A 22,934-nucleotide genomic window follows, 5' to 3' on the forward strand; every position below is an offset into this window, starting at 1 on the left:
CACCGGGGCATAGGGGGGCGACTCGCAGAGGTCAGCGAGTGGATTTATCGACTTCGCGACGGCGTGTCAGGCCGGTGTGGATGTCCGGACGCGCCGCGGGTGTGACAACTTTCGCCCGTTCAGCGCTCGCGCGTGCGCGCGTAGTGTCGTGATGCCTTCGCCCGGTTTCCGCAGGCGGCCATCGAGCACCAGCGCCGGGTGCCGTTGCGCGAGGTGTCGTGGAAGTGCAACACGCAGGTCTCGGAGGCGCACTTGCGGATGCGGTCCGGCGCGGAGCCCAGCAGTTCCAGGTAGTCGCGCGCCGCGATCCAGGCCGGCCCCCAGGCGGGATCGGCGAACTCGGCCCGCTCGCCCGGCCCTTCGGCCGTGAGCGTGGCCCGGATCCGGCCGTGTTCCAGCACCGCGTCGACCAGTGCGCGCGCGCTCGCGTCGGTCGGGTCCGCCACGGCGCGGGCCAGCGACTCGCGGGCGGTCAGCAGGTGCACCAGGGTCGGGGCGTCGGCGCGGAAGCGGTCGGCCAGGCCGGTGCTCTCCAGCCACACGGCGAGCCCCTCGACGCGGGTCAGTCCGAAGGCGCCCCCGAACAGGTCGGCGATCTCGCCGTCCGACACCCAGCGCGTGTTCAGCAGGTCGAGGGAGACCGGCTCGCCGGTCAGCGGACGCGGATCCGCGGGACTCTGCGCCGTCATCACGCGCCTCCTTGTCGATCCGAGGCCCGTCTCCCGCGCCTTCGCTAACCCGTCAAGGGTACGTGACCGGTTCGTGTCGAGCCTGGCGCGAGCGGGGCGACGCGGGCCGCCGGGGCGGACCCCGCGTCCGGCTGCCGTTTTCCGAGTGGGAGGGAGGCGGGGAGAGGGGCGGGAAGGGAGGGCCTGTACCGGGGGGCTGGTGTGGAGCGACCCGGAGTGCTCCCGGGCCGACCCGGTGCTCCCGGTTCACCGGGGCAGTACGACCAGATAGGCGGCGGGTTCGCGGTCGTCGGCGGCCGTCAGGGCGGTCCGGACGACCGCCGCCTGCTGCTCGGGCCAGTCGCGGAGCTTGCGCGGGGTGACATGGATGACGGTCACCCCCAGCCGCTCCAGCGCGTCCCGCTTGCGCACGGCCTCCGACCACTGCTCGTCCTCGCGCTGGCGGGGCGCCCGGGTGTCGATCTCGACGGCCACGGCGTGCTCGGGCCAGAACGCGTCCACCCCGCCGAGGTGGGGGCCGCCGGGCAGCCGCAGGTCCACGTTCCAGACCGGCTCCGGAAGCTCGTAGCCCCGTACGAGCTGGTACAGCCGGTCCTCGGCGATGGCCCGCCCCTCCGCCAGCAGGGACTCGACGGCATCGACCACGTGCGGCCGGTTCAGCAGCCGGGCCACCGTCAACTCGCGTACCAGGGCGGCGGGTTCACAGTGTCCGGCGCGCACGGCCTCGCTCAGGAGGCGACGTACCGTGCCCGCGTCGGAGAGCCGGCCGACGGCGTCGGCGACGGCGCGGGCCACGGGGGCGACGGGCAGGCCGGTCACCTCCGCCGGCCGGGGCGGGGTCTGCGCGCGGATGATCCGGACGCCCCCGGTGGAGCGGAGCCGGCGGGAGTTGGAGACGAGCACGTCGATGTGCGGGAGCGCCGTGAGCGCGGGGGCCGCGCCGAACCGGTACAGCGCGAGGGCGGCCAGCCCGGTGATCATCGCTTCGTCGCCGGCGCGGCGCCCGGCGTACAGCAGCGCGGCGTGCAGCCGCTCCTCGCTGGTCGCGGGGCCGGAGTGGAGCAGGAACACCCCGGGCAGGATCTGCTGCCAGGCCCGTCCGGCGGCGTCGGAGGCGCTCACGCCGTGCTCGCGGAGCTGCGCGAGGGTCAGCACGCGGGGGCGGCTGCCGGTGAGGTGGGTGAGGGGGAGGGGCGCGTTGTGGTTCATGACGCGGAGGTTCCCGCACGGCGGGGGCCCGCTAACCCTTGTTACAGTCCCGTCGACAAATCGGGACAAGAACGCACTAAAGTACGGCCGTTCGAAAGCCGATACCGCCGTTCGCATCCGCCCGGACCGGGACCCCGGGCGGATGCGGACAACGGGCCCCTATCCGACGGCGCCGGCGGTGGCCGTGCCGGCGCGCGCGTCACAGTCCTGCGCGCGCAGCGCGCGGGCCAGGTCGTCGCGGGACTCGATCACCAGCCGCCGCAGCGCCGGCGCGGCCGATTCGTGCGCGGCCAGCCACGCGTCCGTCGCGTCCAGCGTGGCCGGCGAGTCCTGAAGGGCCGGGTACAGGCCCTTCACCACGTCCATCCCGATCTGGATCGACCGCTGCGCCCACACCCGTTCGATCGCCTCGAAGTACCGGCCGGTGTAGGACGCCAGCAGAGCCCGCTGCGAAGACTGCTGCATCCCCGCGATCGTGGCTTCGACCAGTGCGTTCGACAGCGCGTCCGACTCCACCACCGCCGCCCACGCCTGGTCCTTCACGGCCGCCGACGGCCGGGCCGCCAGGCACCGAACGTGGTGGCGGCGCCCCGACGCCGTGTCGTCGCGCGCCAGTTCCGCGGCCAGGACGCCCTCGTCCACCGCCCCGTGCGCGGCCAGCGGCAGCAGGAAGTCCCACCGCAGCTCCTGGTCGACCTCCAGACCGTCGATGCGCGCCGAACCGTCCAGCAGCCCCAGCAACAGCTGGAAGTCACCCTCCGTCGTCGCGGCCGCCGCGAAGAACCGGGCCCAGATCAGCTGGTTCTCGGACGCCGGCTCCGAGAACCGCAGTTCCTGCAGCGCGACCGCCGACAGCACCCGCCCGCCCTGCTCGCGCCACTCGGGCGCCGCGTAGTGGGTGACGGCCGTCAGCGCCTGGGCGTGCAGCATCTGCAGCACGCCCAGATCGCTCTCGCGCCCCGCGTGGGACAGGATTAGGGAGACGAAGTCGCGTGCGGGCATCAGGGCGTCGCGCGTCAGGTTCCACAGCGCCGACCAGCACAGCGCCCGGGCCAGCGGGTCCCGCACGTCGCCCAGGTGCGTGCGCAGCGTCGCCAGCGAACCCTCGTCGAAGCGGATCTTGCAGTAGGTGAGGTCGTCGTCGTTGACCAGGATCAGGTCGGGCCGCTCCTGTCCGACCAGGTCCGGCACGCTCGTCCGCGCCCCGGCGACGTCCGCCTCGGTCCGCGCGTACCGCACGAGGGCGCCGTCCTCCAGCCGGTACAGGCCCACCGCGACCCGGTGCGGGCGCGGTGTGTCGCCCTCCTGCACCACGGCGAGTTCGGCGATCCTGCCGTCGCCGTCGTAGGACACCGCCGGGGTCAGCGCGTTCACCCCGGCCGTCTGAAGCCACGCCCGCGACCACGCCGGCATGTCCCGGCCCGAGACCTCCCCGAGCACCGACAGCAGGTCGTCCAAGGTGGTGTTCCCGTACGCGTGCGCCTTGAAGTAGCGCCGCGCGCCCTCCAGGAACGCCTCCCGCCCGACGTACGCGACGAGCTGCTTGAGCACCGCCGCGCCCTTGGCGTACGTGATGCCGTCGAAGTTCAGCTTCGCGGCCTCCAGGTCACGGATGTCGGCCGTGATCGGGTGCGTGGAGGGGAGCTGGTCGGCCCGGTAGGCCCACGCCTTGCGGTTGTTGGCGAAGGTCACCCACGCCTGGTCGAACCGGGTCGCCTCGACCAGCCCGAACGAGCCCATGAAGTCGGCGAAGGACTCCTTGAGCCACAGGTCGTCCCACCACTTCATGGTGACCAGGTCGCCGAACCACATGTGCGCCATCTCGTGCAGGATGACGTTCGCGCGCCGCTCGTAGGAGGCTCGCGTGACCTTCCCGCGGAAGATGTACTCCTCCCGGAACGTCACCATCCCGGGGTTCTCCATCGCGCCCAGGTTGTACTCCGGCACGAACGCCTGGTCGTACTTGCCGAACGGGTACGGGTAGTCGAACAGCTCGTGGAAGAGGTCGAAGCCCTGCTTCGTGACGAGGAAGACGTCGTCCGCGTCGAAGTGCTTCGCCAGGCCCTTGCGGCACATCGCGCCGAGCGGGATCGTCAGGTCCCCGCGCGTGTAGGTGTCGGTGACGTAGTGGTACGGGCCCGCGACCACACAGGTGATGTACGTCGAGATCGGGGCGGTCTCGGCGAAGCGCCGGGTCTGCCCCTCCCGGGACTCCTCGACCCCGTTGCTCCACACGTGCCAGCCCTCGGGCGCGGTGACCTCGAAGCGGTAGGGCGCCTTCAGGTCCGGCTGCTCGAAGTTCGCGTACACCCGCCGGGCGTCGGCCGGCTCGTACTGGGTGTAGAGGTAGACCTCGCCGTCCTCGGGGTCGACGAACCGGTGCATCCCCTCACCGGTGCGGCTGTAGGCGCAGTTCGCGTCGACCACCAGCACGTTCTCCGTGGCGAGACCGTCCAGGGCGATCCGCGAGCCGTCGAAGACGGCGGCCGGGTCCAGCGCCCGCCCGTTCAGGGTGATCGCGTTCACGGAAGGGGCGATCAGGTCGGCGAACGTGGCGGCGGCGGGGGTCGCGGCCCGGAAGCGGATCGTCGTCACCGAGCGGAAGGTGCGCGGCCCCTCGGCGGGTTCGGCCTCGTCCACCGCCGACCTCAGGTCGAGGGACACCTCGTACCCCTCGACGGACAGCAGCTCGGCCCGTTCGCGGGCCTCGTCACGGGACAGGTTCTCTCCGGGCACGTGCACTCCTTCGTGCGTGATCGCGGTCTTGCGTCGAATCCTCGCACGGGGGGAATGGGAGCGGCCCGGAGCTGGTTGGCCACTGGGCAGGTGACCGTACACGGGTGAACGATGTGAGGAGAGACATGGCCGACACGCAGGTGAGCGGGAAGACCCCGGTCGATTTCTGGTTCGACCCGCTCTGCCCCTGGGCGTGGATGACGTCGCGCTGGATGCTCGAAGTCGAGAAGGTGCGCGACATCGAGGTCCGTTGGCATGTGATGAGCCTTGCCGTCCTCAACGAGAACAAGCTCGAAGAGCTGCCCGAGCGCTACCGCGAGATCCTCGGCCCCAAGGGTTGGGCGCCGGTGCGCGTGGTCATAGCCGCCCAGCAGAAGCACGGGGACGAGGTCACCGGCAAGCTCTACACGGCCCTCGGCACCCTCATCCACAACGAGGACAAGGGCGCGACCCGCGAGGTGATCGCGCAGGCGCTGGCCGAGGTCGGCCTCCCGGCCGAGCTGCTCGCCTACGCCGACTCCGACGAGTACGACGAGGTGCTGCGCGCCTCGCACAACAACGGCATCGAGCGCGTCGGCCAGGAGGTCGGCACCCCGGTGATCTCCGTACCCGGCGCCGACGGCGCCGAGGTGGCGTTCTTCGGGCCGGTCGTGACGCCGGCCCCGCGCGGCGAGGCCGCGGCCCGGCTGTGGGACGGCACGCTGCTGGTCGCGTCCACCCCGGGCTTCTACGAGATCAAGCGCACCCGCACCCGGGGCCCCGTCTTCGAGTAGGCGCCCCCCGCGGATGATCCCGCGCACGGAAGACCCCCCTGAGTCACGTTCTCAGGGGGGTCTTCCGCTGAACACGCCCGCCGGTGAAGGTTGAGAAGACGATCACGAGGCGGACGGGTCGGTGGCGCCGATCAGCCCTTGGTGGGGACCAGCAGCGGGGTGTTGGCCTTGGCGTCGGCGTAGCGCTTGGCCACGTCCTGCCAGTTGACGACCTTCCACATCGCCTCGATGAAGTCGACCTTCTGGTTCTTGTACTGGAGGTAGAACGCGTGCTCCCAGGCGTCGAAGACGAGGACCGGCACCGAGGCCTGGCCGACGTTGCCCTGGTGGTCGTAGACCTGCTCGACGATCAGCCGACCGCTGATCGGCTCGTACGCGAGCACGCCCCAGCCGGATCCCTGGGTGGCGGACGCCGCGAAGGTCAGCTGCTTCTTGAACGCGCCGAAGGAGCCGAAGGATTCGGTGATCGCGTCGGCCAGGTCGCCCAGCCCGTCGGCGGCGGTGGGCTCGCCGCCGCCCTCGCCGGTCTTGGGGCTGGCCATGTTGTGCCAGTAGATGCTGTGCAGGATGTGGCCGGAAAGGTGGAACGCGAGGTTCTTCTCCAGGCCGTTGAGCGCGCCCCAGTTCTCCTTGTCGCGCGCCTCCGCCAGCTGCTCCAGCGTGCTGTTGGCGCCGGCGACGTAGGCCGCGTGGTGCTTGTCGTGGTGCAGTTCGATGATCTGCGGGTTGATCACCGGCTCAAGTGCCGCGTAGTCGTACGGAAGCTCAGGAAGCGTGTAGATGGCCATGCGTGTATCCGGTCCCCTCGGCGTGCCAACTGCTTATTGCAATCCATGCGCAACTGCACGCTAACAGTATCTATTCCCGAGCACACGTAAGGGTGGCCTGCCTCGCGTGCCCGCCCGCCGTGCCCGCCCGCCTTCGCCCGGGCACACGAAAGGCGCGCCCCGTGCTGTCGCACGGGACGCGCCCGGGAACGCGGGGGACGGCTCAGGCCCGGCGGGCCCGCAGTTCCCGTACGCCCGCGATGACCAGCACCACCGCCGCCGCGCCGGAGGACCACAGCAACTGAGGCCGCGCCGAGTCGTCGAACAGCATCAGCACCAGCACGGCCGCCATGCCGAGCAGCGCGGCCCACGTGAGGTACGGGAAACACCACATCGGCAGCGTCAGCCGCTCCGGCATCTCCCGCTCGATCCGCCGGCGCAACCGCAACTGCGAGACCGCGATCAGCGCCCACACGAACAGCAGCACCGCGCCGACCGCGTTGAGCATGTAGAGGAACACCGTGTCCGGCCACAGCAGGTTCAGCACCACCGACACGAACCCGAACGTCACCGAGGCGAACACCGCGCGGCGCGGCACCCCGCCCCCGGACACCTTGAGCAGTCCCTTCGGCGCGTCACCCCGCTCGGCCAGCGAGAAGACCATGCGGGACGATCCGTAGAGATTGGCGTTCAACGCGGACAGCAGCGCCACGAACACCACGATCTGCATGATCTGGCCGGCCGACGGGATGCCGATGGAGTCGAGGACGGCCACGTACGGGCTCTGCCCCGGCTCCAGCGAGTCCCAGGGCAGCAGGGTCACGATCACCAGCATCGAGCCGACGTAGAAGAAGAGGATGCGCCACACCGCGCTGCGCACCGCGCGCGCGACGGAGCGGGCCGGGTCGTCGGACTCGGCGGCGGCGATGGTGACGACCTCCAGGCCGCCGAAGGCGAAGACGACCGCCAGCATGCCGGCGACCACACCGTCGAACCCCTTGGGGAAGAACCCGCCGTGGCCCCTCAGGTTCTGCACACCGACGGGGTCGGTGTCGGGCAGCAGGCCGAAGATCGCCAGCGTGGCCAGGATCAGGAACAGCACGATCGCGCCGACCTTCAGGGCCGCGAACCAGAACTCGAACTCGCCGAAGTTCTTCACGGCGGTCAGGTTGGTGACGGTGAACACCACCATGAAGACCAGCACCCAGACCCACTGGTCGACCGAGGGCACCCAGCCGTTCGCGATCTTCGCGGCGCCGGTCGCCTCCACCGCGAGCACCACGACGAGCAGGAACCAGTACAGCCACCCCGCCGAGAAACCGGCCCAGCGCCCCAGCGCCTTCTCCGCGTAGACGGAGAACGAGCCGGACGCGGGCATCGCGGCCGACATCTCGCCGAGCATCCGCATGACCAGCATCGCGAGGACACCGGCGAGCAGATACGAGCAGATGATCGCCGGTCCGGCGATGGAGACGCCGGCGCCGGAGCCGACGAACAGCCCGGCGCCGATCACTCCGCCGAGGCCCAGCATGGTCAGGTGGCGCTGCTTGAGGCTGTGGCTCAGGGGTTCGGGGGGAAGCCCGGCCGTTTCGGGGGCGGGCTTGTCGGTCAGGCGGTCGCGCATGAGGGTGGGCTCGTACTCTCGTTCGGCCTGGTGGCGATGTGGGGATTCGCGCAGATTGGAGGGACCCTACAGTCTCGCCGGAGGGCGTTCGTCTGCGCAAAACGGACGTGAAGTCTCTCGTGGTTGGTGATGGGGATCACTGCAACTCGGGTGTGGCGGAGGGCCTTTGTCTACTCTCCACCAAACCGGGCAGTACGACTTGTCCCAGGCGGCGGTGGGGCGGCGACCGGCCCCGGACTAACGTCGATGATCGTCCCGTCATCCGTTCACCCCTCCGCGGAGTCCCCTGATGAGCACTGCTTCCGTCTCCTCCCGGCCCGGCGCCGTCCTCGCCGACCTGCTGCCCGCGAGCCGCGTCCGCGACGTCGCGCTCGTCGCCGGCGGAGCCGCGCTCATGGGCGTCGCCGCCCAGATCGCGGTCAAGGTGCCGGGCCTGATCGTGCCGATCACCGGCCAGACCTTCGCCGCGCTGCTGATCGGCGCCGCCCTCGGGCCGGCCCGCTCCTTCCTCTCCATGACGCTCTACACGCTCGTCGGCATGGCCGGCGTGCCGTGGTTCGCGCACGGTTCCTCGGGCGCGGGCGGCGCCACCTTCGGCTACGTGCTCGGCATGCTGCTCGCCTCCACCGTCGTCGGTGCCCTCGCCCGGCGCGGCGCCGACCGCTCCGTCCCGCGCACGGCGGCCACGATGGTGCTCGGCTCGGCCCTCGTCTACGCGGTGGGCGTCCCGTACCTGGCCCTCGCCACCGGGATGTCCTTCGGCGCGGCGGTCGCGGGCGGCATGACCCCGTTCCTGATCGGCGACGCCGTCAAGGCGGCCCTGGCGATGGGCCTGCTGCCGGCTACCTGGAAGCTCCTCGACCGCGGCTGACCGGCCCCGCGCCCGACCGGCCCCACGCGCGGACGCGCGTACGTGAAACAGCCCCGGACCACGAGCGTGGTCCGGGGCTGTTTCACGGGAGGCGTCCCAGGACTACGCGGTGGTGGCCACCTTGCGACGACGCCAGTCGCGGACCGCGCCGATCACCAGGACGACCGCCGCGACGAGCAGCGACAGCGCCACGGTCTCGCGGTTGTCCTTGTCGTAGACCATGTAGGCCAGCACGAAGGTGATCATCCCGGCGGTGATCCAGGTCAGACCCGGGAACAGCCACATCTTGACGGTCAGCTTCTCCGGCGCCTCGCGCTCCAGGATCCGGCGCATCCGCAGCTGGGTCAGGCAGATGACCAGCCACACGAAGAGCGCGATCGCACCCGAGGAGTTCAGCAGGAAGTCGAAGATCGTGTCCGGGAACGCGTAGTTGAAGTACACGGCGAGGAAGCCGAAGACCACGGACCCGAGGATCGCGGCGGTCGGCACGCCGTTCTTGCTCACCTTGGCGAACGCCTTCGGGGCGTCACCGCGCTCGCCGAGCGAGAACGCCATGCGGGAAGCGGTGTAGAGGCCCGAGTTCAGGCAGGACAGCACGGCCGTCAGGACGATCACGTTCATGATCTGACCGGCGTGCGCGATGCCGATCGAGTCGAGGGCGGCGACGTACGAGCCCTTCTCGACGATCGACTTGTCGTTCCACGGCAGCAGGGTCAGCACGATGAAGATCGAGCCCAGGTAGAAGACGCCGATGCGCCAGATCACCGAGTTGGTGGCCTTGGTGACCGCGCGGCGCGGGTCCTCGGACTCGCCGGCGGCCAGGGTGACGATCTCACTGCCCATGAACGAGAAGACGACCATCAGCACACCGGTGAGGATCGAGCCCCAGCCGTTGGGCATGAACCCGCCGGCGTCCGTGAGGTGCGCGAAGCCCGCTCCGGGGTTGTCCGAGCCAGGCAGCACACCGAAGACGGCGAGCATGCCGACGATCACGAAGGCGCCGATCGCGACGACCTTGATGCCCGCGAACCAGAACTCGAACTCGCCGTAGGAGGCGACCGAGCCGAGGTTGGTGACGGTCAGGACCGCCATCACTATCAGGGCCCAGCCCCACTGCGGGACGGCCGGGATCCAGCCTTCGAGGATCTTCGCGCCGGCGGTGGCCTCCACGGCCAGGACGACGACCCAGAAGAACCAGTAGAGCCAGCCGATCGAGAAACCGGCCCAGCGGCCGAGCGCGCGGTCGGCGTACGCGGAGAAGGAGCCCGAGTTCGGGCTCGCGGCGGCCATCTCGCCGAGCATGCGCATCACGAAGACGACCATCGCGCCGACGAGTGCGTACGACACGAGGATGGCGGGACCGGTCTTGGCGATGCCGCCGCCGGAGCCGACGAAGAGTCCTGCCCCGATGACACCGCCGATGGCGATCATGGACAGGTGGCGGTTCTTGAGACCGGCCTTCAGACCATCGGAGGGCTTGGCGTCGCCGGGGGTGCCGGAGGGGTCGCCTGCCTTCTGAAGGGTCGTCGTGGAGCTCATGGACGATTCCTTAGGTTCTCGGGTTGCGAGTCCCGGCATTGAAACCTGAGATGAACGCCAGACGGAAGACCTCGTTCCGGAAGGTTGCCCGGGGCTAAAGTCCGGGACCTTCGTCCCACCCCGTCCCGTCTGGGTTGTTGGGGATAATTTGAGCTTGCCGAGTGACCCATGCCACACTCCGCCCGGCACCCTCCAGCGGGACTCGGGCCCGGCCGTGCCACACTCGACCCATGCGCGTGTACCTCGGATCTGACCATGCCGGCTTTGAGCTGAAGAACCACCTCGTGGACTGGCTCAAGAACAACGGCCACGAGCCCGTCGACTGCGGGCCCCACATCTACGACGCCGTCGACGACTACCCGCCGTTCTGCCTGCGCGCGGCGGAGAAGACCGCCGCCGACGCCGACGGCCTCGGCATCGTCATCGGTGGTTCCGGCAACGGCGAGCAGATCGCCGCGAACAAGGTCAAGGGCGTCCGCGCCATCCTGGCCTGGAGCGTCGAGACCGCGAAGCTCGGCCGCGAGCACAACAACGCCAACGTGATCTCCGTCGGCGGGCGCATGCACACCCAGGACGAGGCCGTCAGCTTCATCGAGGCGTTCCTGGCGACCCCGTACTCCGGCGAGGAGCGCCACACCCGCCGTATCGACATGCTCACCGCCTACGAGACCACCGGCGAGCTGCCCCCGATCCCGGCCCACCACCCCCAGGGCTGATCCGCCCCGTCCCACCCGGGCCGTGCCGCCGGACCACCGGCGGCACGGCTTCGCCGTGCACCGCCCGCGCCTACACGGCCCGCGCCTCACCGCCCGCGCGGTTTCGCGCGCGCCGTTTCGCCCGTCGTCGCACGCCCGTCGTCCCACCGCCCGTCGTCCTCGTCGTCCCACGCCCGTCGCCGTCAGGAGCCTCGCCGTGCCCGAGGGGCATACGATCCACCGCCTCGCCCAGGACCACACCGCGCGCTTCGCCGGCCGCCCGGTACGGGTGAGCAGCCCGCAGGGCCGGTTCGCCGAGAGCGCCGCCCTGCTCGACGGACGCACCCTGGAAAGCGCCGAGGCCCACGGCAAGCACCTCTTCCTGGAGCTCGGCGACGCCTGGATCCACATCCACCTCGGCCTCTTCGGCAAGCTCGGCTTCGGCCCCGCCCCGGCCCCGCCCGCCACCGACACCGTGCGGCTGCGCCTGGTCAACGAGGACCACTGGGCCGACCTGCGCGGGCCCACCGCCTGCGCGCTGCTCGGCGAGGGCGAGAAGAAGGCGATACACGAACGGCTCGGCCCCGACCCGCTGCGCCCGGCCGACGACCCCGACCGGGCGTGGAAGCGGATCTCCCGCTCCCGTACGACCGTCGCCGCGCTGCTCATGGACCAGAAGGTGGTCGCGGGCGTCGGCAACGTCTACCGGGCCGAGGTGCTCTTCCGGCACGGCATCGACCCGTACCGGCCCGGCAAGGACCTGACCCGGGCCGAGTGGGACGCGATCTGGGCCGATCTGGTGGTGCTCATGCGCGAGGGCGTACGGAACAACCGGATCGACACCGTCCGCGACGAGCACCTACCCGAGGCCATGGGGCGCCCGCCGAGGGTGGACGACCACGGCGGCGAGGTGTACGTCTACCGGAGGGCCAACATGCCCTGCCACATCTGCGGGGGCGAGATCCGCACCGCCGGTCTCGCCGCCCGCAACCTCTTCTGGTGCCCCGGCTGCCAGGCCCGCTAGCGGGCCTGGCAGCCAGCCGGCGGATCGATCGGCTGACCGGCCGGCTGACCGGCCGGCGGCGGCCTAGAAACCGTGGGGGAGCCAGGGGGCCACGTCGCCGGCGAACGCCCGCGAGGCCCGGGCCAGCGCGCCGGGGCGCACCTCCCGCACCCGCCCGGCGCCGGCCAGGGAGGTCAGCGTGATCCCGCCCAGGTACGCCGAACCCAGCTCCCGTACCGACAGCTCCAGGTCCACCGGATCCGCGCTGCGCACGCAGGACGCCGCGCCCTCCGGTCCGACGCGCAGCCGCCACCGGCCCTCGTTCCAAGGGCAGAACGCGTCCTCGACCTCCAGGACCACGTCCAGCGGCGCCGCGTACCGCCGGGCCTCCAGGGCCGCCCCCAGGTCCACCAGCCGCAGGTGCAGCGCGTCGCGCGGGTTCGGCCGGCACCGCCGTACGTCGTTCACCAGGTGCAGCACCGGATCGTCCGCCGGGCGCCGGCCGGCCCGCACGGTCCAGGTCAGGTCCATCTCGCAGAGGTAGCGCCACAGCGCCGCGTAGGCCGCCGGGTCCGACGCGTCCAGGTCGGCGACCTCCACCGTGCCGGCCGCGCCGGTGAGCTGCCAGTCCGCCTTCACCCGGTAGCGGGCGTACCCGACGACCTGACCGTCCGGCGCCTCGGCGACCACGCACATGAGCGGCGAGGCGCCCGCGCGCCCGGACTCCGGGTCCAGCAGCGCCTGCCGCTCCCACCCCGGCTGCCGGGCGGGCGCCCCCGGCCGCCGGGCCACCAGCTCGGCGTAGACCCGCTCGCAGTCGGCCAGGGCCTTGCCCGGATCCACGAGGCGCAGCCGGATGCCGTCCGTCCCCGGCGGCACGGAGAGCCGTACCCGAGTGGTGTCGATCTCCAGGGCCAACGCGTAGGCGGCGGTGCCGTAACCGAACCGCCCGTAGATCTCCGGCTCGGAGGCCGTCAGCACGGCGAGCGGTTCACCACCCGCCCGGATGTCGTCCAATTGGCGGCGCATGAGCGACGTCAGCACTCCGCGCCGGCGGTGGGTCGGCGCGACGCCCACCATGGTGACCCCCGCGGCGGGCACCAGCGGCCCGCCCGGTACGGACAGTCGGAAGCTGAACGCGCCCGCCGAACCCACGCAGTCCTCGCCGTCCCACACGCCGAGCGAACGCTCCAACTCGGTGAGGGACTTGTAGAGTTCGCGTTCCTCGGGGGACTCGGTCAGACCGCCGAACGCCAGTTCAAGGTGGTCGTACCAGACATCCCACTCATCAGCCTGCAATACCCGCGTCTCAAGAGCCATATGGGCATCCTTACCAGGGCATTCCCGTCCAGTCGAGGTGATTTCGCCGCTCGGCGGGCCTCAGGTCCGGGGGTACCCCTGCGCACGCGCGGCCAGGATGGATAGGGTCCCGAAGCAATGGCCGGAGCACGTGTCGAGACGCTCATGGCCCGGACGCGCATGCTGTCGCACCGGGCCCGCACCGGCGTGCGCAAATCCGCCGTCGACTACTTCCGCGGTGACGCCTCCGACTGGCTCGCCTTCGCGGGCCTGCTCCTCACCGTGCCCGCGATCGCCTTCGGCACTCTGATGATGCCCGTCTGGTTCTCGCCGTCGGCGCTCGTCCTGCCGATCGTGGCGGGCGGTCTGCTGCTGCGGCCGGCCAGCCTGCTCGCCCTGTACGCCGCCTCCGCCGTCGCCCTGATCGTGGAGGCCCTGGTACTCGGCCCGTACACGGAGGGGCCGGCCCGGGTCACACCCGGCACCGTGCTGGTGGTCGCGGCCTGCGGGTTCTTCGGGCTGGTCATCGCCCAGTTCCGCAGCCGGGTCGGCGTGCCGTGGCGGCGCGGCGGCACCATGCTGTTCGACCTGCGCGAACGCATCCGGGTACAGAGCAAGCTGCCGCCCCTGCCGAGCAGCTGGCACCGCGAGATGGCCCTGCGGCCGGCCGGCGGACAGTCCTTCTCGGGGGACTTCGTCGTCGCCGCGCGCACCAACGGCGGGCGCACCCTGGAGATCGTCCTGACCGACGTCTCGGGCAAGGGCATGGAGGCGGGCTCGCGCGCCCTGCTGCTCTCCGGGGCCTTCGGCGGCCTGCTGGGCGCACTGCCGCCGCACGGCTTCCTGCCGGCCGCCAACGGCTACCTGCTCCGCCAGGACTGGGAGGAGGGCTTTGCCACCTCCATCCACCTCGTCCTGGACCTGGAGACCGGCGACTACGAACTCCTCTCCGCGGGCCACCTCCCCGCCCTGCAACTCTCGGCGGGCACCGGCCGCTGGCGCGAGGTCTCCGGCGAGGGCCCGCTGCTCGGCGTCTACGACGGCGCCGAATTCACCCCGGCCCGCGGGAGCCTGCGGCGCGGGGACGTCCTGATGCTCTTCACGGACGGCCTGGTCGAAACCGCGGACCGCGACATCAGCGAGGGCATCGACCGCCTGACGGGCGAAGCCGACCGCTACGTCGCCGCCGGCTGGGACGGCGCGGCCTGGCACCTCATCGAAAAGGTCGCCAAGGACGTCAACGACGACCGCGCCCTCCTCCTCATCCGCCGCTCCCCGTGACCGGGGCCAGCTCCAGCCCCGCCGGCGTTTGAGGCGCGGGCAAACCGGCCTCGCCGAAGCTTGGGCGCGGCAACCTCTGCTCCGCCTGCGTTCGGGCGCGGGCAACCCAAGCTCCGCCGGTGTTCCTGGTGCGGGCGAAACCAGCCCCGCCGGCGTTCGCGGGGCCCGCCGATCCCGCCTCCCGGGGGGCAGCTCCCGGCGGTGGCCGGGGGAGTTGGGGTGCGGTCAAACCAGCCCCCTGGGGGCACCTCAGCGGTAGCTGGGGGAGTGTGAGGCGGGGCCAAGCCAGCCTCGCCGGCGTTTGAGGCGCGGGGTCTGGGGCGGAGCCCCAGGAAGCCCGGGCGCAGCCCGGCTTCGCTCGCGCCGCGCCGCGGCGCCGCACCCGCCCGCGGCCCGGGCCCCGGTCCCGGCGGAGCCAAGCGGCCCGGGGCCCGCCGCCCGGCCCCGGCTTCGCTCGCGCCGCCCGGCCCCCGCCCGGCCCCGGCGGAGTCACCCGGCCACCACCGGCGGAGCCAAGCGGTCACCGGCCACCCGCCCCGGATTGGCCCGCCCCACCCCCGCGTCGGCCGCCTACCGTGCCCCCATGCACCCCACCCTCGCCGCCGACCTCGCCCGCCTCCCCGCCCTCCTCGGCGCCGCCCGCCACGCCGCCACCGAGGCCCTCACCACCCTCGACACCCGCCCCGTGATCCCGGCGACGAGCCCCCTCACCCCCGAACCCCTCCCCGACCACGGCTCCGGCGCCGAAGCCACCCTCGCCGCCTTCCGACACCGCTGGGCGCCCCGCCTCTCCGCCTCCGCCGGCCCCCGCTACCTCGGCTTCGTCACCGGCGGCGCCACCCCCGCCGCCCTCGTCGGCGACTGGCTGACCGCCGCCCACGACCAGAACAGCAACTCCGCCCTCGACGGCGCCGGCCAAGACCTCGAACGCGAAACCGTCACGTGGCTCCGCGACCTCTTCGGTCTGACCCCCGCCCACACCGGGACCTTCGTCAGCGGCGCCACCATGTCCAACACCGCCGGCCTCGCCATCGCCCGCGAGTGGCTCGGGGAAAGGGCCGGCGTCTCGCCCTCGGACGACGGGGCGGCGGCCCTCGGCTCCGTCCGCGTGTTCTCCGGCGCCCCGCACTCCTCCATCGCCAAGGCCCTCTCCCTCCTCGGCCTCGGTCGACGCGCCCTGGTCACCGTCCCCACCCTGCCCGGCCGGGAGGCCGTCGACCCCGTCGCCCTCGACCGCGCACTGGCCGACACCCCCGGCCCCGCCGTCGTCGTCGCCAACGCCGGCACCGTCAACACCGTCGACTTCGACGACCTCCGCGCCGTCGCCGCGCTCAAGACGCGGCACGACTTCTGGCTCCACACCGACGCCGCCTTCGGCGCCTTCGCCGCGCTCTCCCCGGACCACGCCCACCTCACCGCCGGCCTCGACGCCTCCGACTCCGTCTGCGTCGACCTGCACAAGTGGCTCAACGTCCCCTACGACAGCGCCGTCCAGTTCACCCGCCGCCGCGACCTCCAGGCCCGCGTCTTCCAGAACGCCGCCGCCTACCTCGGACCCCTCGGCGACCACCCCGACCTGGTCCACCTCACCCCGGAGAACTCCCACCGGCTGCGCGCCCTCGCCGCCTGGTTCACGCTGCGCGCGTACGGCCGCCAGGGCCACCGGGAGATCGTCGAGCGCGACATCGCCTGCGCCCGCGCCCTCGGCGCCGAGCTCTCCGAGGACCCCGCCTTCACCGTGCTCGCCCCGGTCCGCCTCAACGTCGTCTGCTTCACCCTCGCCGACGCTCCCACCCCCGCCCGTCTCGCCGCCTTGCGGGAGTCCGTCCGGCAGGAGGTGTTCGTCACCCCCACCGTCTACGCGGGAACCCCCGCCCTGCGCGCCGCGTTCTCCAACTGGCGCACCACCGGGGCGGATGTGCGCCGGGCCGCACAGGCCCTGCGGACGGCAGCAAGGGAGCTCACATGACGGACCAGGCCCTGACCCTCCCGGAGGTGGAGGCCCTCGCCCGCGCGGCGCACGAGGGCCAGACCGACAAGGCCGGCCGCCCCTACGCCGAGCACCTCGCCGCCGTGGCCGAAGGCGTCCGCCTGCGCGGCGGCACGCCCGAGCAGCAGGCCGCCGCCTGGCTGCACGACGCGATCGAGGACCACGCCCTCACCCCCGACCGGCTCGAATCGGCAGCCCTGCCCGACGCGGTCAAGGCGATGGTCCGCGCGCTGACGAAGGTCCCGGGCGAGCCGGTCGAGGAGTACGCGGCCCGCATCCTCGCCACCCCGGGCGCCCTGCTGGTCAAGGAGGCGGACCTGGCGCACAACGCCGACCCCGCCCGCCTCTCCGTCCTGGACCGTCCCACCCGCGACCGGCTGTCCGCGAAGTACGCGTATGTCCGTTCCCTCCTCGGCCTGCCCACCCCGTGACCCTCGCGCCGCCCCCGAAATCCCGCCATGGCGATTCGTCACGAGACGGATAGCGGGGCCCGGTTGGTGGGAGGATGGTCCTTGTGGGGGCATGCGCCCCAGGCCGACCAGGGGACGACCGAAGGTGTGATCAGTAGTGGCCATTTCGCTGTCAGTGGTGGTTCTGTTGGCGATCATTTTGGTGGTGCTGATCCGCGGCAGCCACATCAAGGCCGGCCCCGCGATCGTCGCGGTCCTCTTCGGCTTCTTCCTGGCGTCCAGCTCCATCGCGCCGGACGTCAACCGCTTCCTGAACTCCCTGGCGGACACCATCGCCGGCATCAAGCTCTGACCCCCACGCCGACGGTCCGCGAGCCGCTCGGTAGCTTCTGCGCATGCCCGCCGCGCTCACCGTCGCAAACACCAATGTCGCGGTCCTGTCCGTCCTGCTCGCCGCGATCAACGCCGTCCAGGTCGTCCTGGGTCGCCAACTCGTCAAACCGTCGGCGAGCAAGCGCCCACCTCGACAACTGCGCATCGAATCGGCCGCCGCCGCCGTCGCCATGGGCGGCGGTTCCCTGCTGATGGTCGGGGTACTCACCTTGAAGGGCCCCCTCCTCGTGTACGGCGGCGTCCTCATGCTCTCGGGCTTCACCGCGCTCACGGTGGCCCGCAAACGCCTCCCGGGCCTCCGCGCGGCCCGCACCCGTACCTGAAACGGCGCCGAAAACGTCCGAGGGCCGGGCCGGAGGAACAAACCTCCGACCCGGCCCTCGGCCAGGAAGAGCGGGTGACGGGAATCGAACCCGCGTAGCTAGTTTGGAAGATCGCGTATGCGGATGGCTGCCGAGCTGGCACCTTGCTGACCTGCGGGAAGGTGGACTGCTCACCCCGGTTCCCCGCAAGTCCCCGCTGGTTTTCGCTGGACCGGGCACGCCAGGGGCACGCTGACTGGGCCACCGCATCGATCGCCACCCTTCGCGCACACTTCTAACGGGCGAAGGACCAGACCAGCAAGATCACCACCAAGACACCAGCCCACAGAGGTATGCCGGTCTTCGTGAACCTTCCTCGGCTGTCCCTCGGCTGCGGCCGTCGACGCTTAGCCATCCACACCCCCTCGCTGGGCCCCCATGGGCCCCCGGCACACGGTGTCGAAGAAGTGCGGCGGGCAATAGGCGCATGGCGGTTGCAGCGGGGGCACTGCGTGGCACAACGCCACATGCGACACGCGAGGCGGGTTAGAACGGGTGGAACGTCTGGGCCTCGAAGCCGGGGAGGCGCTGGCGGCTGAACGTCACGTAGACCGGGCCGTAAGGCGTCTCCGTTTGGATGTTCTCCCACTGGTCCAACTCGTAGGTGCAGAACCTGCGGAGGAGCGCGTTCATCTGCTGAAAGTCCTCGGGGCTCAACCTGCCCCCGTTTGCGCTGTCGTCCATGCCGGCACCGTATCTGGGCAGATTCGCGCAGGAGTAGATCTTGAGCATCACCGATCTTTCGCAGCGGAGCCGTTCTCTGTGACCGGCCCTTGCGTCGGCCCGCTAGCGGCCCACAGGGATCTCGTAGACGATCTCGCACAGTGCGGCGGGGATGACGATGTCCGCGGTCTCCACGGGCTGCCCCTGGTCGCTGTAGTACGTCCGCCGGATGTGGGTCACCAGAGCGGCCTTCTGGATCCCGAGGAGCGACGCCTCCTCGGCTGTCGCCTGCCGCGGTTCCGGCTGCTCCACAGCATGGCTGACGGTAATCCCGATCGCGGCCATCCGGTTCACGACGCCAACGCCGGCGTGCGGTCCACCCTCCGGCAGGACGACGAGCGTGCCTGCGGTGAGCTCATACGGCTCCCAACTTGTCGACAACTGCACCGGCCGTCCATCAGCGAGGAACTCGTAGACCGTACGCACGCAGAGGCCACCCTCGGCGATCCCGAGCCGCGCCGCGATCTCAGCCGGGGCCGGCACCTTCGCTTCGGTCCGACTTTCCCAGTTGCCCTGCTTGCCCAAAGCCTGCATGTCCGCCCGGAAGGGAGACCCGCCGGGCTGCTCACGCGCCGCGGACCGAACGACCCGCACGCGCCGACGAGGCTCGGCGACGTACGTGCCCGACCCGGCGCGGCCTTCAAGCACGCCCTGGGAGATCAGTAGCTCCTGCGCCCGACGAACCACGTTCTCGCCGACGCCGCACTGCTCGGCAATCTGGGCGCGGGAGGGGAGCCGATCCCCGGCCGTCCACACGTGCTCCGCGATCCGCTGCCGCAGGACGTCGGCGATGCGGAGATAAGGCGGTTGCTCAGGCATGTGGAAAATCTAGTCCACTAGCTCTAATCTAGTTAACTAGCTTCACTCAACGTGATCGATCGGCGACGGAGGCCCTTCTGTGCCCGCTTCGCAAGCAAGGGCCGAGGATCTCGCCGCCCGGCTGTCAGCCCTCGGGCTGACCACGCGTGTGGAGCCGCACGCCGCGTACACGTCGATCGAAGCGGAGGTGCCGGAAGCGCTGCCCGCCGAATCGTGGCGGGAGGTCCTGGACGTGGTGGCGGAGGCCGACCGATTTGGACTCCTCGCCAGCAGCTTGACCGGCCGCACCCTCTGGGCCGCCGTACACAAAGAAGTCCCCGCGACGGGCGACGTCCGGGGACCTGGCCATCAGCGATAGGAGCTGATCAGCATGTCCAACCGTATGGGCTCCACAGCCACCCACACCAGTGGGCGCTACCCATCTGAGGGCTGGCGCCGCCTTGCCTTAACGGGACCGCCACCCACCCCGCTTGACGGCAAGGAGCGCCCAGAAAGGGCCTCTACCGCCATCTCCCGCCCTCTCTCGACCCAGAACCCTCCCCACACGGGCGGAGGCCGTCTGATGCCTCCTCAGCGGCGCTCAGCGGCTTACGCCCCAGCCGCCCCGTACCTGTCGAGCTCGTGTGCGATCGGCATTCATCGCGCGTGCGCGCAGTCGTCTCCCGCCACCGCACCAGTCGGTGTACCGGTGATCTACGACGCATGCGTCTGCTCTTGCCACCCGGCGGACGAGCGATCCGAACCGCGGCGGGTGACCCGGTGAGGGGATGGACACCGAGCGGTGCCCTCGCCGCGAATATCGAGATCACTTCGGCCACCGTCCAGCGTGGTGACGTCATCCAGATCGGCGGCCAGCCATGTCGCGTCGCCGACCTCATCCAGCTACCAGCCGGAGCTAAAAGGCTTTGCTTCGAATCGGGTGAACTGCTGACCGTGCACGCCCGGACCCGCCTCGTCGCCCTTCGTATGCAGAGGAAGTGGTGAGCCGGCCCATGTCCTCTCGTCGTCACGCCATCGCCGATGACCTGCGGAGCCAGATCCTTACGGGCCGCATCGAGGCCGGCGCACGTCTCCCTTCCGAGGCGCAACTCGCTGCCCGCTACGCGGTCAGCACCCCAACGCTGCGGAGCGCCCTCGCACTCCTCCAGGGCGAAGGGCTGGTGGAGAAGTTCCACGGAAGCGGCAACTTCGTCCGGCACCCCCGCCTCAAAATCACCTACGTCGGCGGGGGGCGTGCCTCAGCCGTGCAGCTCGCGACTGATCGGGCGCTGCGCGTCAGCGTTCGCGCCACCCAGCTCCGCGCGCGAGCGCACCTGACTGCCCTGCTCAACGTCTCGCCTGGAAGCCCTCTGACGGAATTCCTCTGCCTCAGCCACGAGGGGAAGTCGGCGCACAGCCTGACTCGCATCTACGTCCCTCGCGACCTGGCGCCGGCCGACCTCTCCGCTGCGTTGTCTGACACCGACGACATAGCGGCGAAGCTGGCAGCGCTACGTCCACCCCTGGCCGAGGTCCAGGAGACAGTCAGCGCCGGCCTCCCTAACCCGGAAGACGCGGCGGCCCTTCGGATCAGCGCATCCCTGGCTGTCCTCTCGATCAGGCGCGTGGCGACCGACACCACCGGTCGCGTGGTCGAAGCAGCCCTTCTGCTGCTCCCCGGGGACCGAGCGGAAGCCCACTTCACCACCCGCCACACGACGGAAGAGAGGGGCTCGAACGCATGACGCCGCACAACGAACTGCGACTTCTCCCGTGGTCGGGCCCAGATGGCAAGCCCTGCTTCCTAAGCGCTGGCACCAACGACGGCTACCTGTCGCATCTGGCCGACCGGTCAGAAGCAGCACAGCTCGCCCTGGGGACCGAGCTCCTGGAACACGCCCTCGAACTACTCGCCGACGAAGAGGTGGAACCAGACGAACTGCGCGCCCTGGCCATCGACCTGACCCGAGCCCTACGCGCTGCGGTCCGCGTAGCAACCAGCCGCGGCCACCGCCTATCCACACCGGCTCATTCACCTCACGAGGAAGCCGATCACATCGACGACACGTCGCCCGCCTAGCGGAACGGACCACTCAGGACAATGAAGCCCCGGACCTTGTCTGGGGCTTCACTGCTTAGCTTCGGCTCCTTGGGACTGCGACTTACAGGCCAACGGCCTATGCCATTGTTGGGAAAGCTTGGCCGCGTCCACGGATGGTGCACGGCTACTCAGCGCTCATCGGTGCGTTGTTACTTTGCAGGCAGAAAAGGATAGCCCTTCAGCTCCTGCAGCAGATTCTCTTTTTGTGCAGCCGTGAGGCCTTCAGTGGTTAGCGGAGTGTTCTTGACTCGGCTCATTGTCTTCCTCTGGCGTGCCGCATAAGCAAGGGACAAGTCGCGCTTCTTGCCCGCAGGGAGGGCGGCTTTAATCGGGCCTATTTCGGTGGACAAAATGCCAGGACTCATGCCTTCAAGTGCTTTTGCGGCGCGCAGACGGGCCACCAAATTCGAAGAGTGAGCGATATGGTGAATCAAAGCCCGAATCGCGTATTCGTTATTTTCATTCGTTCGTATCCAGTAACTTAGGTCTTTCCGGCCGTGGTGTACTGCTGATACGAGCGCGTATCCATGCATTTTCCGATTCTCTTCGGAATCCGGCAGTATTGCCGCCTTTCGGAACTGAGAGAGCTGCTCGGGGCGCAACAAGTGCTCATCGCGACGCTCCTCTTCTCTCCAAGCGCGATAAGAAACATCAAAGCGCTCCGAAAACTCCCCCACCGATTCCCATCCGTGCTGCGGATCCACCCGGCAGAGCTCAGACAACTGCGTTTTTAGGCCCATCTTTCCGGAAACGCTGGCTAGGCTTATGCGGTTGATACCTTCGAGATCCGTGAACACTCGACCCGAGCGGGTCTCCACGATTACTGTACGATCCTTGTAAAGCCCCAACGCTAGGCCGGCTTCGAAAATTACATTCGGTCTCGGCTGCTCCGCCGGCAACCTCTCACCTTCCGATTCCGCGAACTCATTTTTTAGCTCAACCGTTTCATCAGGCGTCATCAGCACGAGTATGACCTTGCATTGGTGCATGCCCGTCTCAATTATCTCAAGGGTGGTAGGAGCCCCAGCTCTGACCTTCCTGGTCGCTTGTGTACGCGCGTCCTCCCATGTAAGCACTTGCAGGCCGAGTGCTTGTACAAATTTGGTTAGCTCGTCCCGCGTACGGTGGTCACGGCCGTGAACTATGAAGACCTGCTTGTGATAGGAGTCGTCCATCGCTATGCCCCTTAGCGGAGGCCTGGACCGTATGTCCCCCACATCCCAGGCTACGAGCCACCAACATGTGCCGCATCTCAGGCAGTCTGGCCTCGCTGCACCCTCGCTGGCCTCAATCAGGCTACTGACGCCGTCGATCAGGGCAAGCCACAAGGTGCTGGCCTCTGACGACCATGGCGGAGCCCTCTGCTCGGAAAGGTGCGAGCATTCGCGGCGGTTGGGTACTTATCTGGGCGAGTGGCTGTCGCGCAGCCTCGTCGGACTCGGTTGCTCTCCTCTGGTTCTCCGCTGTCCCGGCTCATGCTGGTGCGCTTGTGTTGTGGCTGCCGCACCGCCTGCTAGTAATGGCATCACCTAAGAGCGAACACCAGGCGCCCGGCAGGCCACAGTGGACGGTAGCCCCCTAAGGGTTGTCCCGTAAATGATCTTCGGGGCGGCTCTGACGTCGTGGGCCGTGAGTGGGCCGCTCGTTTATCCGGCGAGGGCGAGGTTGTGC

The 22,934-nt window shown here is 70.2% G+C and carries 23 protein-coding genes; 13 read left to right on the forward strand and 10 right to left on the reverse strand.

The window, feature by feature from the left end; translation table 11 throughout:
• Positions 1-119 precede the first annotated feature (119 nt).
• The 3 genes from ACFVXJ_RS18440 to pepN all read right to left on the reverse strand — a co-directional run bounded on the left by ACFVXJ_RS18440 (position 120) and on the right by pepN (position 4,634).
• On the reverse strand, positions 120-689 hold the full coding sequence (locus ACFVXJ_RS18440) for a CGNR zinc finger domain-containing protein (RefSeq protein WP_389662816.1): 570 nt from the start codon (positions 687-689) through the stop codon (positions 120-122).
• A 246-nt stretch (positions 690-935) separates the two neighbouring features.
• Positions 936-1,898, reverse strand: coding sequence for a hypothetical protein (locus ACFVXJ_RS18445; protein WP_389662817.1), 963 nt, complete (start codon positions 1,896-1,898; stop codon positions 936-938).
• 159 nt (positions 1,899-2,057) lie between these two features.
• On the reverse strand, positions 2,058-4,634 hold the full coding sequence (gene pepN / locus ACFVXJ_RS18450; protein ID WP_389662818.1) for an aminopeptidase N: 2,577 nt from the start codon (positions 4,632-4,634) through the stop codon (positions 2,058-2,060).
• 125 nt (positions 4,635-4,759) lie between these two features.
• Here pepN and ACFVXJ_RS18455 point away from each other — a divergent pair, with 125 nt between their 5' ends.
• Positions 4,760-5,407 (forward strand): DsbA family protein, encoded by a 648-nt coding sequence (locus ACFVXJ_RS18455; protein WP_389662820.1) that lies wholly within the window; start codon positions 4,760-4,762, stop codon positions 5,405-5,407.
• Positions 5,408-5,538: 131 nt separating this feature from the next.
• Here the strand turns inward: ACFVXJ_RS18455 and ACFVXJ_RS18460 are convergent, their stop codons facing one another.
• Positions 5,539-6,195 carry a superoxide dismutase gene (locus ACFVXJ_RS18460; RefSeq protein WP_389662822.1) on the reverse strand — a complete coding sequence of 219 codons (657 nt, stop codon included), beginning with the start codon at positions 6,193-6,195 and terminating at the stop codon, positions 5,539-5,541.
• A 202-nt stretch (positions 6,196-6,397) separates the two neighbouring features.
• Positions 6,398-7,798 carry an amino acid permease gene (locus tag ACFVXJ_RS18465; RefSeq protein ID WP_389662823.1) on the reverse strand — a complete coding sequence of 467 codons (1,401 nt, stop codon included), beginning with the start codon at positions 7,796-7,798 and terminating at the stop codon, positions 6,398-6,400.
• Positions 7,799-8,087: 289 nt separating this feature from the next.
• Between ACFVXJ_RS18465 and ACFVXJ_RS18470 the strand changes: the two genes are divergently transcribed.
• On the forward strand, positions 8,088-8,669 hold the full coding sequence (locus ACFVXJ_RS18470; RefSeq protein ID WP_389662825.1) for a biotin transporter BioY: 582 nt from the start codon (positions 8,088-8,090) through the stop codon (positions 8,667-8,669).
• A 102-nt stretch (positions 8,670-8,771) separates the two neighbouring features.
• Here ACFVXJ_RS18470 and ACFVXJ_RS18475 read toward each other — a convergent pair whose 3' ends face one another.
• Complete coding sequence (locus ACFVXJ_RS18475; protein WP_389662826.1) at positions 8,772-10,208, reverse strand: amino acid permease; 1,437 nt, start codon at positions 10,206-10,208, stop codon at positions 8,772-8,774.
• A 230-nt stretch (positions 10,209-10,438) separates the two neighbouring features.
• On the opposite strand from ACFVXJ_RS18475, the gene ACFVXJ_RS18480 reads away from it, so the two are divergent.
• Together ACFVXJ_RS18480 and ACFVXJ_RS18485 are read left to right on the forward strand one after the other, a co-directional pair.
• A complete protein-coding gene (locus tag ACFVXJ_RS18480; protein WP_361311040.1) occupies positions 10,439-10,924 on the forward strand; it encodes a ribose-5-phosphate isomerase in 486 nt (161 codons plus the stop codon).
• A 196-nt stretch (positions 10,925-11,120) separates the two neighbouring features.
• On the forward strand, positions 11,121-11,927 hold the full coding sequence (locus ACFVXJ_RS18485) for an Fpg/Nei family DNA glycosylase (protein ID WP_389662827.1): 807 nt from the start codon (positions 11,121-11,123) through the stop codon (positions 11,925-11,927).
• Between the two features lie 63 nt (positions 11,928-11,990).
• Here the strand turns inward: ACFVXJ_RS18485 and ACFVXJ_RS18490 are convergent, their stop codons facing one another.
• Complete coding sequence (locus tag ACFVXJ_RS18490; protein WP_389662829.1) at positions 11,991-13,226, reverse strand: GNAT family N-acetyltransferase; 1,236 nt, start codon at positions 13,224-13,226, stop codon at positions 11,991-11,993.
• A gap of 117 nt (positions 13,227-13,343) precedes the next feature.
• Between ACFVXJ_RS18490 and ACFVXJ_RS18495 the strand changes: the two genes are divergently transcribed.
• From ACFVXJ_RS18495 to ACFVXJ_RS18515, 5 genes are all read left to right on the forward strand, one after another.
• Positions 13,344-14,486 (forward strand): PP2C family protein-serine/threonine phosphatase, encoded by a 1,143-nt coding sequence (locus ACFVXJ_RS18495; RefSeq protein ID WP_389662830.1) that lies wholly within the window; start codon positions 13,344-13,346, stop codon positions 14,484-14,486.
• A 583-nt stretch (positions 14,487-15,069) separates the two neighbouring features.
• Positions 15,070-16,455 (forward strand): pyridoxal phosphate-dependent decarboxylase family protein, encoded by a 1,386-nt coding sequence (locus ACFVXJ_RS18500; protein WP_389662832.1) that lies wholly within the window; start codon positions 15,070-15,072, stop codon positions 16,453-16,455.
• Positions 16,452-16,907 (forward strand): HD domain-containing protein, encoded by a 456-nt coding sequence (locus ACFVXJ_RS18505; RefSeq protein ID WP_389662834.1) that lies wholly within the window; start codon positions 16,452-16,454, stop codon positions 16,905-16,907. The genes ACFVXJ_RS18500 and ACFVXJ_RS18505 overlap by 4 nt, the downstream gene beginning before the upstream one ends.
• A 136-nt stretch (positions 16,908-17,043) precedes the next feature.
• Positions 17,044-17,238, forward strand: coding sequence for a hypothetical protein (locus tag ACFVXJ_RS18510; RefSeq protein WP_136216973.1), 195 nt, complete (start codon positions 17,044-17,046; stop codon positions 17,236-17,238).
• Between the two features lie 43 nt (positions 17,239-17,281).
• Positions 17,282-17,602: a hypothetical protein gene (locus ACFVXJ_RS18515; RefSeq protein WP_389662835.1), complete on the forward strand. Its 321-nt coding sequence runs from the start codon at positions 17,282-17,284 to the stop codon at positions 17,600-17,602.
• Between the two features lie 525 nt (positions 17,603-18,127).
• Here the strand turns inward: ACFVXJ_RS18515 and ACFVXJ_RS18520 are convergent.
• Together ACFVXJ_RS18520 and ACFVXJ_RS18525 are read right to left on the reverse strand one after the other, a co-directional pair.
• Positions 18,128-18,325, reverse strand: coding sequence for a hypothetical protein (locus ACFVXJ_RS18520; protein WP_389662837.1), 198 nt, complete (start codon positions 18,323-18,325; stop codon positions 18,128-18,130).
• A 102-nt stretch (positions 18,326-18,427) separates the two neighbouring features.
• Complete coding sequence (locus ACFVXJ_RS18525) at positions 18,428-19,183, reverse strand: GntR family transcriptional regulator (RefSeq protein WP_389662839.1); 756 nt, start codon at positions 19,181-19,183, stop codon at positions 18,428-18,430.
• A 79-nt stretch (positions 19,184-19,262) separates the two neighbouring features.
• On the opposite strand from ACFVXJ_RS18525, the gene ACFVXJ_RS18530 reads away from it, so the two are divergent.
• From ACFVXJ_RS18530 to ACFVXJ_RS18545, 4 genes are all read left to right on the forward strand, one after another.
• Complete coding sequence (locus ACFVXJ_RS18530; RefSeq protein ID WP_389662840.1) at positions 19,263-19,541, forward strand: hypothetical protein; 279 nt, start codon at positions 19,263-19,265, stop codon at positions 19,539-19,541.
• A 344-nt stretch (positions 19,542-19,885) separates the two neighbouring features.
• A complete protein-coding gene (locus ACFVXJ_RS18535; protein WP_389662841.1) occupies positions 19,886-20,167 on the forward strand; it encodes a hypothetical protein in 282 nt (93 codons plus the stop codon).
• Between the two features lie 8 nt (positions 20,168-20,175).
• Positions 20,176-20,907 (forward strand): GntR family transcriptional regulator, encoded by a 732-nt coding sequence (locus ACFVXJ_RS18540; protein ID WP_389662842.1) that lies wholly within the window; start codon positions 20,176-20,178, stop codon positions 20,905-20,907.
• The gene (locus ACFVXJ_RS18545) at positions 20,904-21,242 is read left to right on the forward strand and encodes a hypothetical protein (RefSeq protein ID WP_389662843.1); all 339 of its coding nucleotides are present in this window, start codon (positions 20,904-20,906) and stop codon (positions 21,240-21,242) included. Before ACFVXJ_RS18540 ends, ACFVXJ_RS18545 begins: the two co-directional genes overlap by 4 nt.
• Before the next feature lie 170 nt (positions 21,243-21,412).
• On the opposite strand, the gene ACFVXJ_RS18550 is transcribed toward ACFVXJ_RS18545, so the two are convergent.
• A complete protein-coding gene (locus ACFVXJ_RS18550) occupies positions 21,413-22,438 on the reverse strand; it encodes a nucleotide-binding protein (protein ID WP_389662844.1) in 1,026 nt (341 codons plus the stop codon).
• Positions 22,439-22,934 lie beyond the last annotated feature (496 nt).

It is taken from the genome of Streptomyces sp. NPDC058279 (genome assembly GCF_042881255.1).
In the GTDB taxonomy this organism is placed as follows: Bacteria; Actinomycetota; Actinomycetes; order Streptomycetales; family Streptomycetaceae; genus Streptomyces.

Bases quoted from the DNA above. Each gene is read 5' to 3' on its own strand.
- ACFVXJ_RS18520 (WP_389662837.1), bottom strand. From the start codon at position 18,325: ATGGACGACAGCGCAAACGGGGGCAGGTTGAGCCCCGAGGACTTTCAG.
- ACFVXJ_RS18470 (WP_389662825.1), top strand. From the start codon at position 8,088: ATGAGCACTGCTTCCGTCTCCTCCCGGCCCGGCGCCGTCCTCGCCGAC.
- ACFVXJ_RS18495 (WP_389662830.1), top strand. From the start codon at position 13,344: ATGGCCGGAGCACGTGTCGAGACGCTCATGGCCCGGACGCGCATGCTG.
- ACFVXJ_RS18460 (WP_389662822.1), bottom strand. From the start codon at position 6,195: ATGGCCATCTACACGCTTCCTGAGCTTCCGTACGACTACGCGGCACTT.
- ACFVXJ_RS18440 (WP_389662816.1), bottom strand. From the start codon at position 689: ATGACGGCGCAGAGTCCCGCGGATCCGCGTCCGCTGACCGGCGAGCCG.
- ACFVXJ_RS18480 (WP_361311040.1), top strand. From the start codon at position 10,439: ATGCGCGTGTACCTCGGATCTGACCATGCCGGCTTTGAGCTGAAGAAC.
- ACFVXJ_RS18545 (WP_389662843.1), top strand. From the start codon at position 20,904: ATGACGCCGCACAACGAACTGCGACTTCTCCCGTGGTCGGGCCCAGAT.
- ACFVXJ_RS18535 (WP_389662841.1), top strand. From the start codon at position 19,886: ATGCGTCTGCTCTTGCCACCCGGCGGACGAGCGATCCGAACCGCGGCG.
- ACFVXJ_RS18490 (WP_389662829.1), bottom strand. From the start codon at position 13,226: ATGGCTCTTGAGACGCGGGTATTGCAGGCTGATGAGTGGGATGTCTGG.
- ACFVXJ_RS18525 (WP_389662839.1), bottom strand. From the start codon at position 19,183: ATGCCTGAGCAACCGCCTTATCTCCGCATCGCCGACGTCCTGCGGCAG.
- ACFVXJ_RS18500 (WP_389662832.1), top strand. From the start codon at position 15,070: ATGCACCCCACCCTCGCCGCCGACCTCGCCCGCCTCCCCGCCCTCCTC.
- ACFVXJ_RS18550 (WP_389662844.1), bottom strand. From the start codon at position 22,438: ATGGACGACTCCTATCACAAGCAGGTCTTCATAGTTCACGGCCGTGAC.
- ACFVXJ_RS18475 (WP_389662826.1), bottom strand. From the start codon at position 10,208: ATGAGCTCCACGACGACCCTTCAGAAGGCAGGCGACCCCTCCGGCACC.
- ACFVXJ_RS18455 (WP_389662820.1), top strand. From the start codon at position 4,760: ATGGCCGACACGCAGGTGAGCGGGAAGACCCCGGTCGATTTCTGGTTC.
- ACFVXJ_RS18505 (WP_389662834.1), top strand. From the start codon at position 16,452: ATGACGGACCAGGCCCTGACCCTCCCGGAGGTGGAGGCCCTCGCCCGC.
- ACFVXJ_RS18465 (WP_389662823.1), bottom strand. From the start codon at position 7,798: ATGCGCGACCGCCTGACCGACAAGCCCGCCCCCGAAACGGCCGGGCTT.
- ACFVXJ_RS18445 (WP_389662817.1), bottom strand. From the start codon at position 1,898: ATGAACCACAACGCGCCCCTCCCCCTCACCCACCTCACCGGCAGCCGC.
- ACFVXJ_RS18540 (WP_389662842.1), top strand. From the start codon at position 20,176: ATGTCCTCTCGTCGTCACGCCATCGCCGATGACCTGCGGAGCCAGATC.
- ACFVXJ_RS18515 (WP_389662835.1), top strand. From the start codon at position 17,282: ATGCCCGCCGCGCTCACCGTCGCAAACACCAATGTCGCGGTCCTGTCC.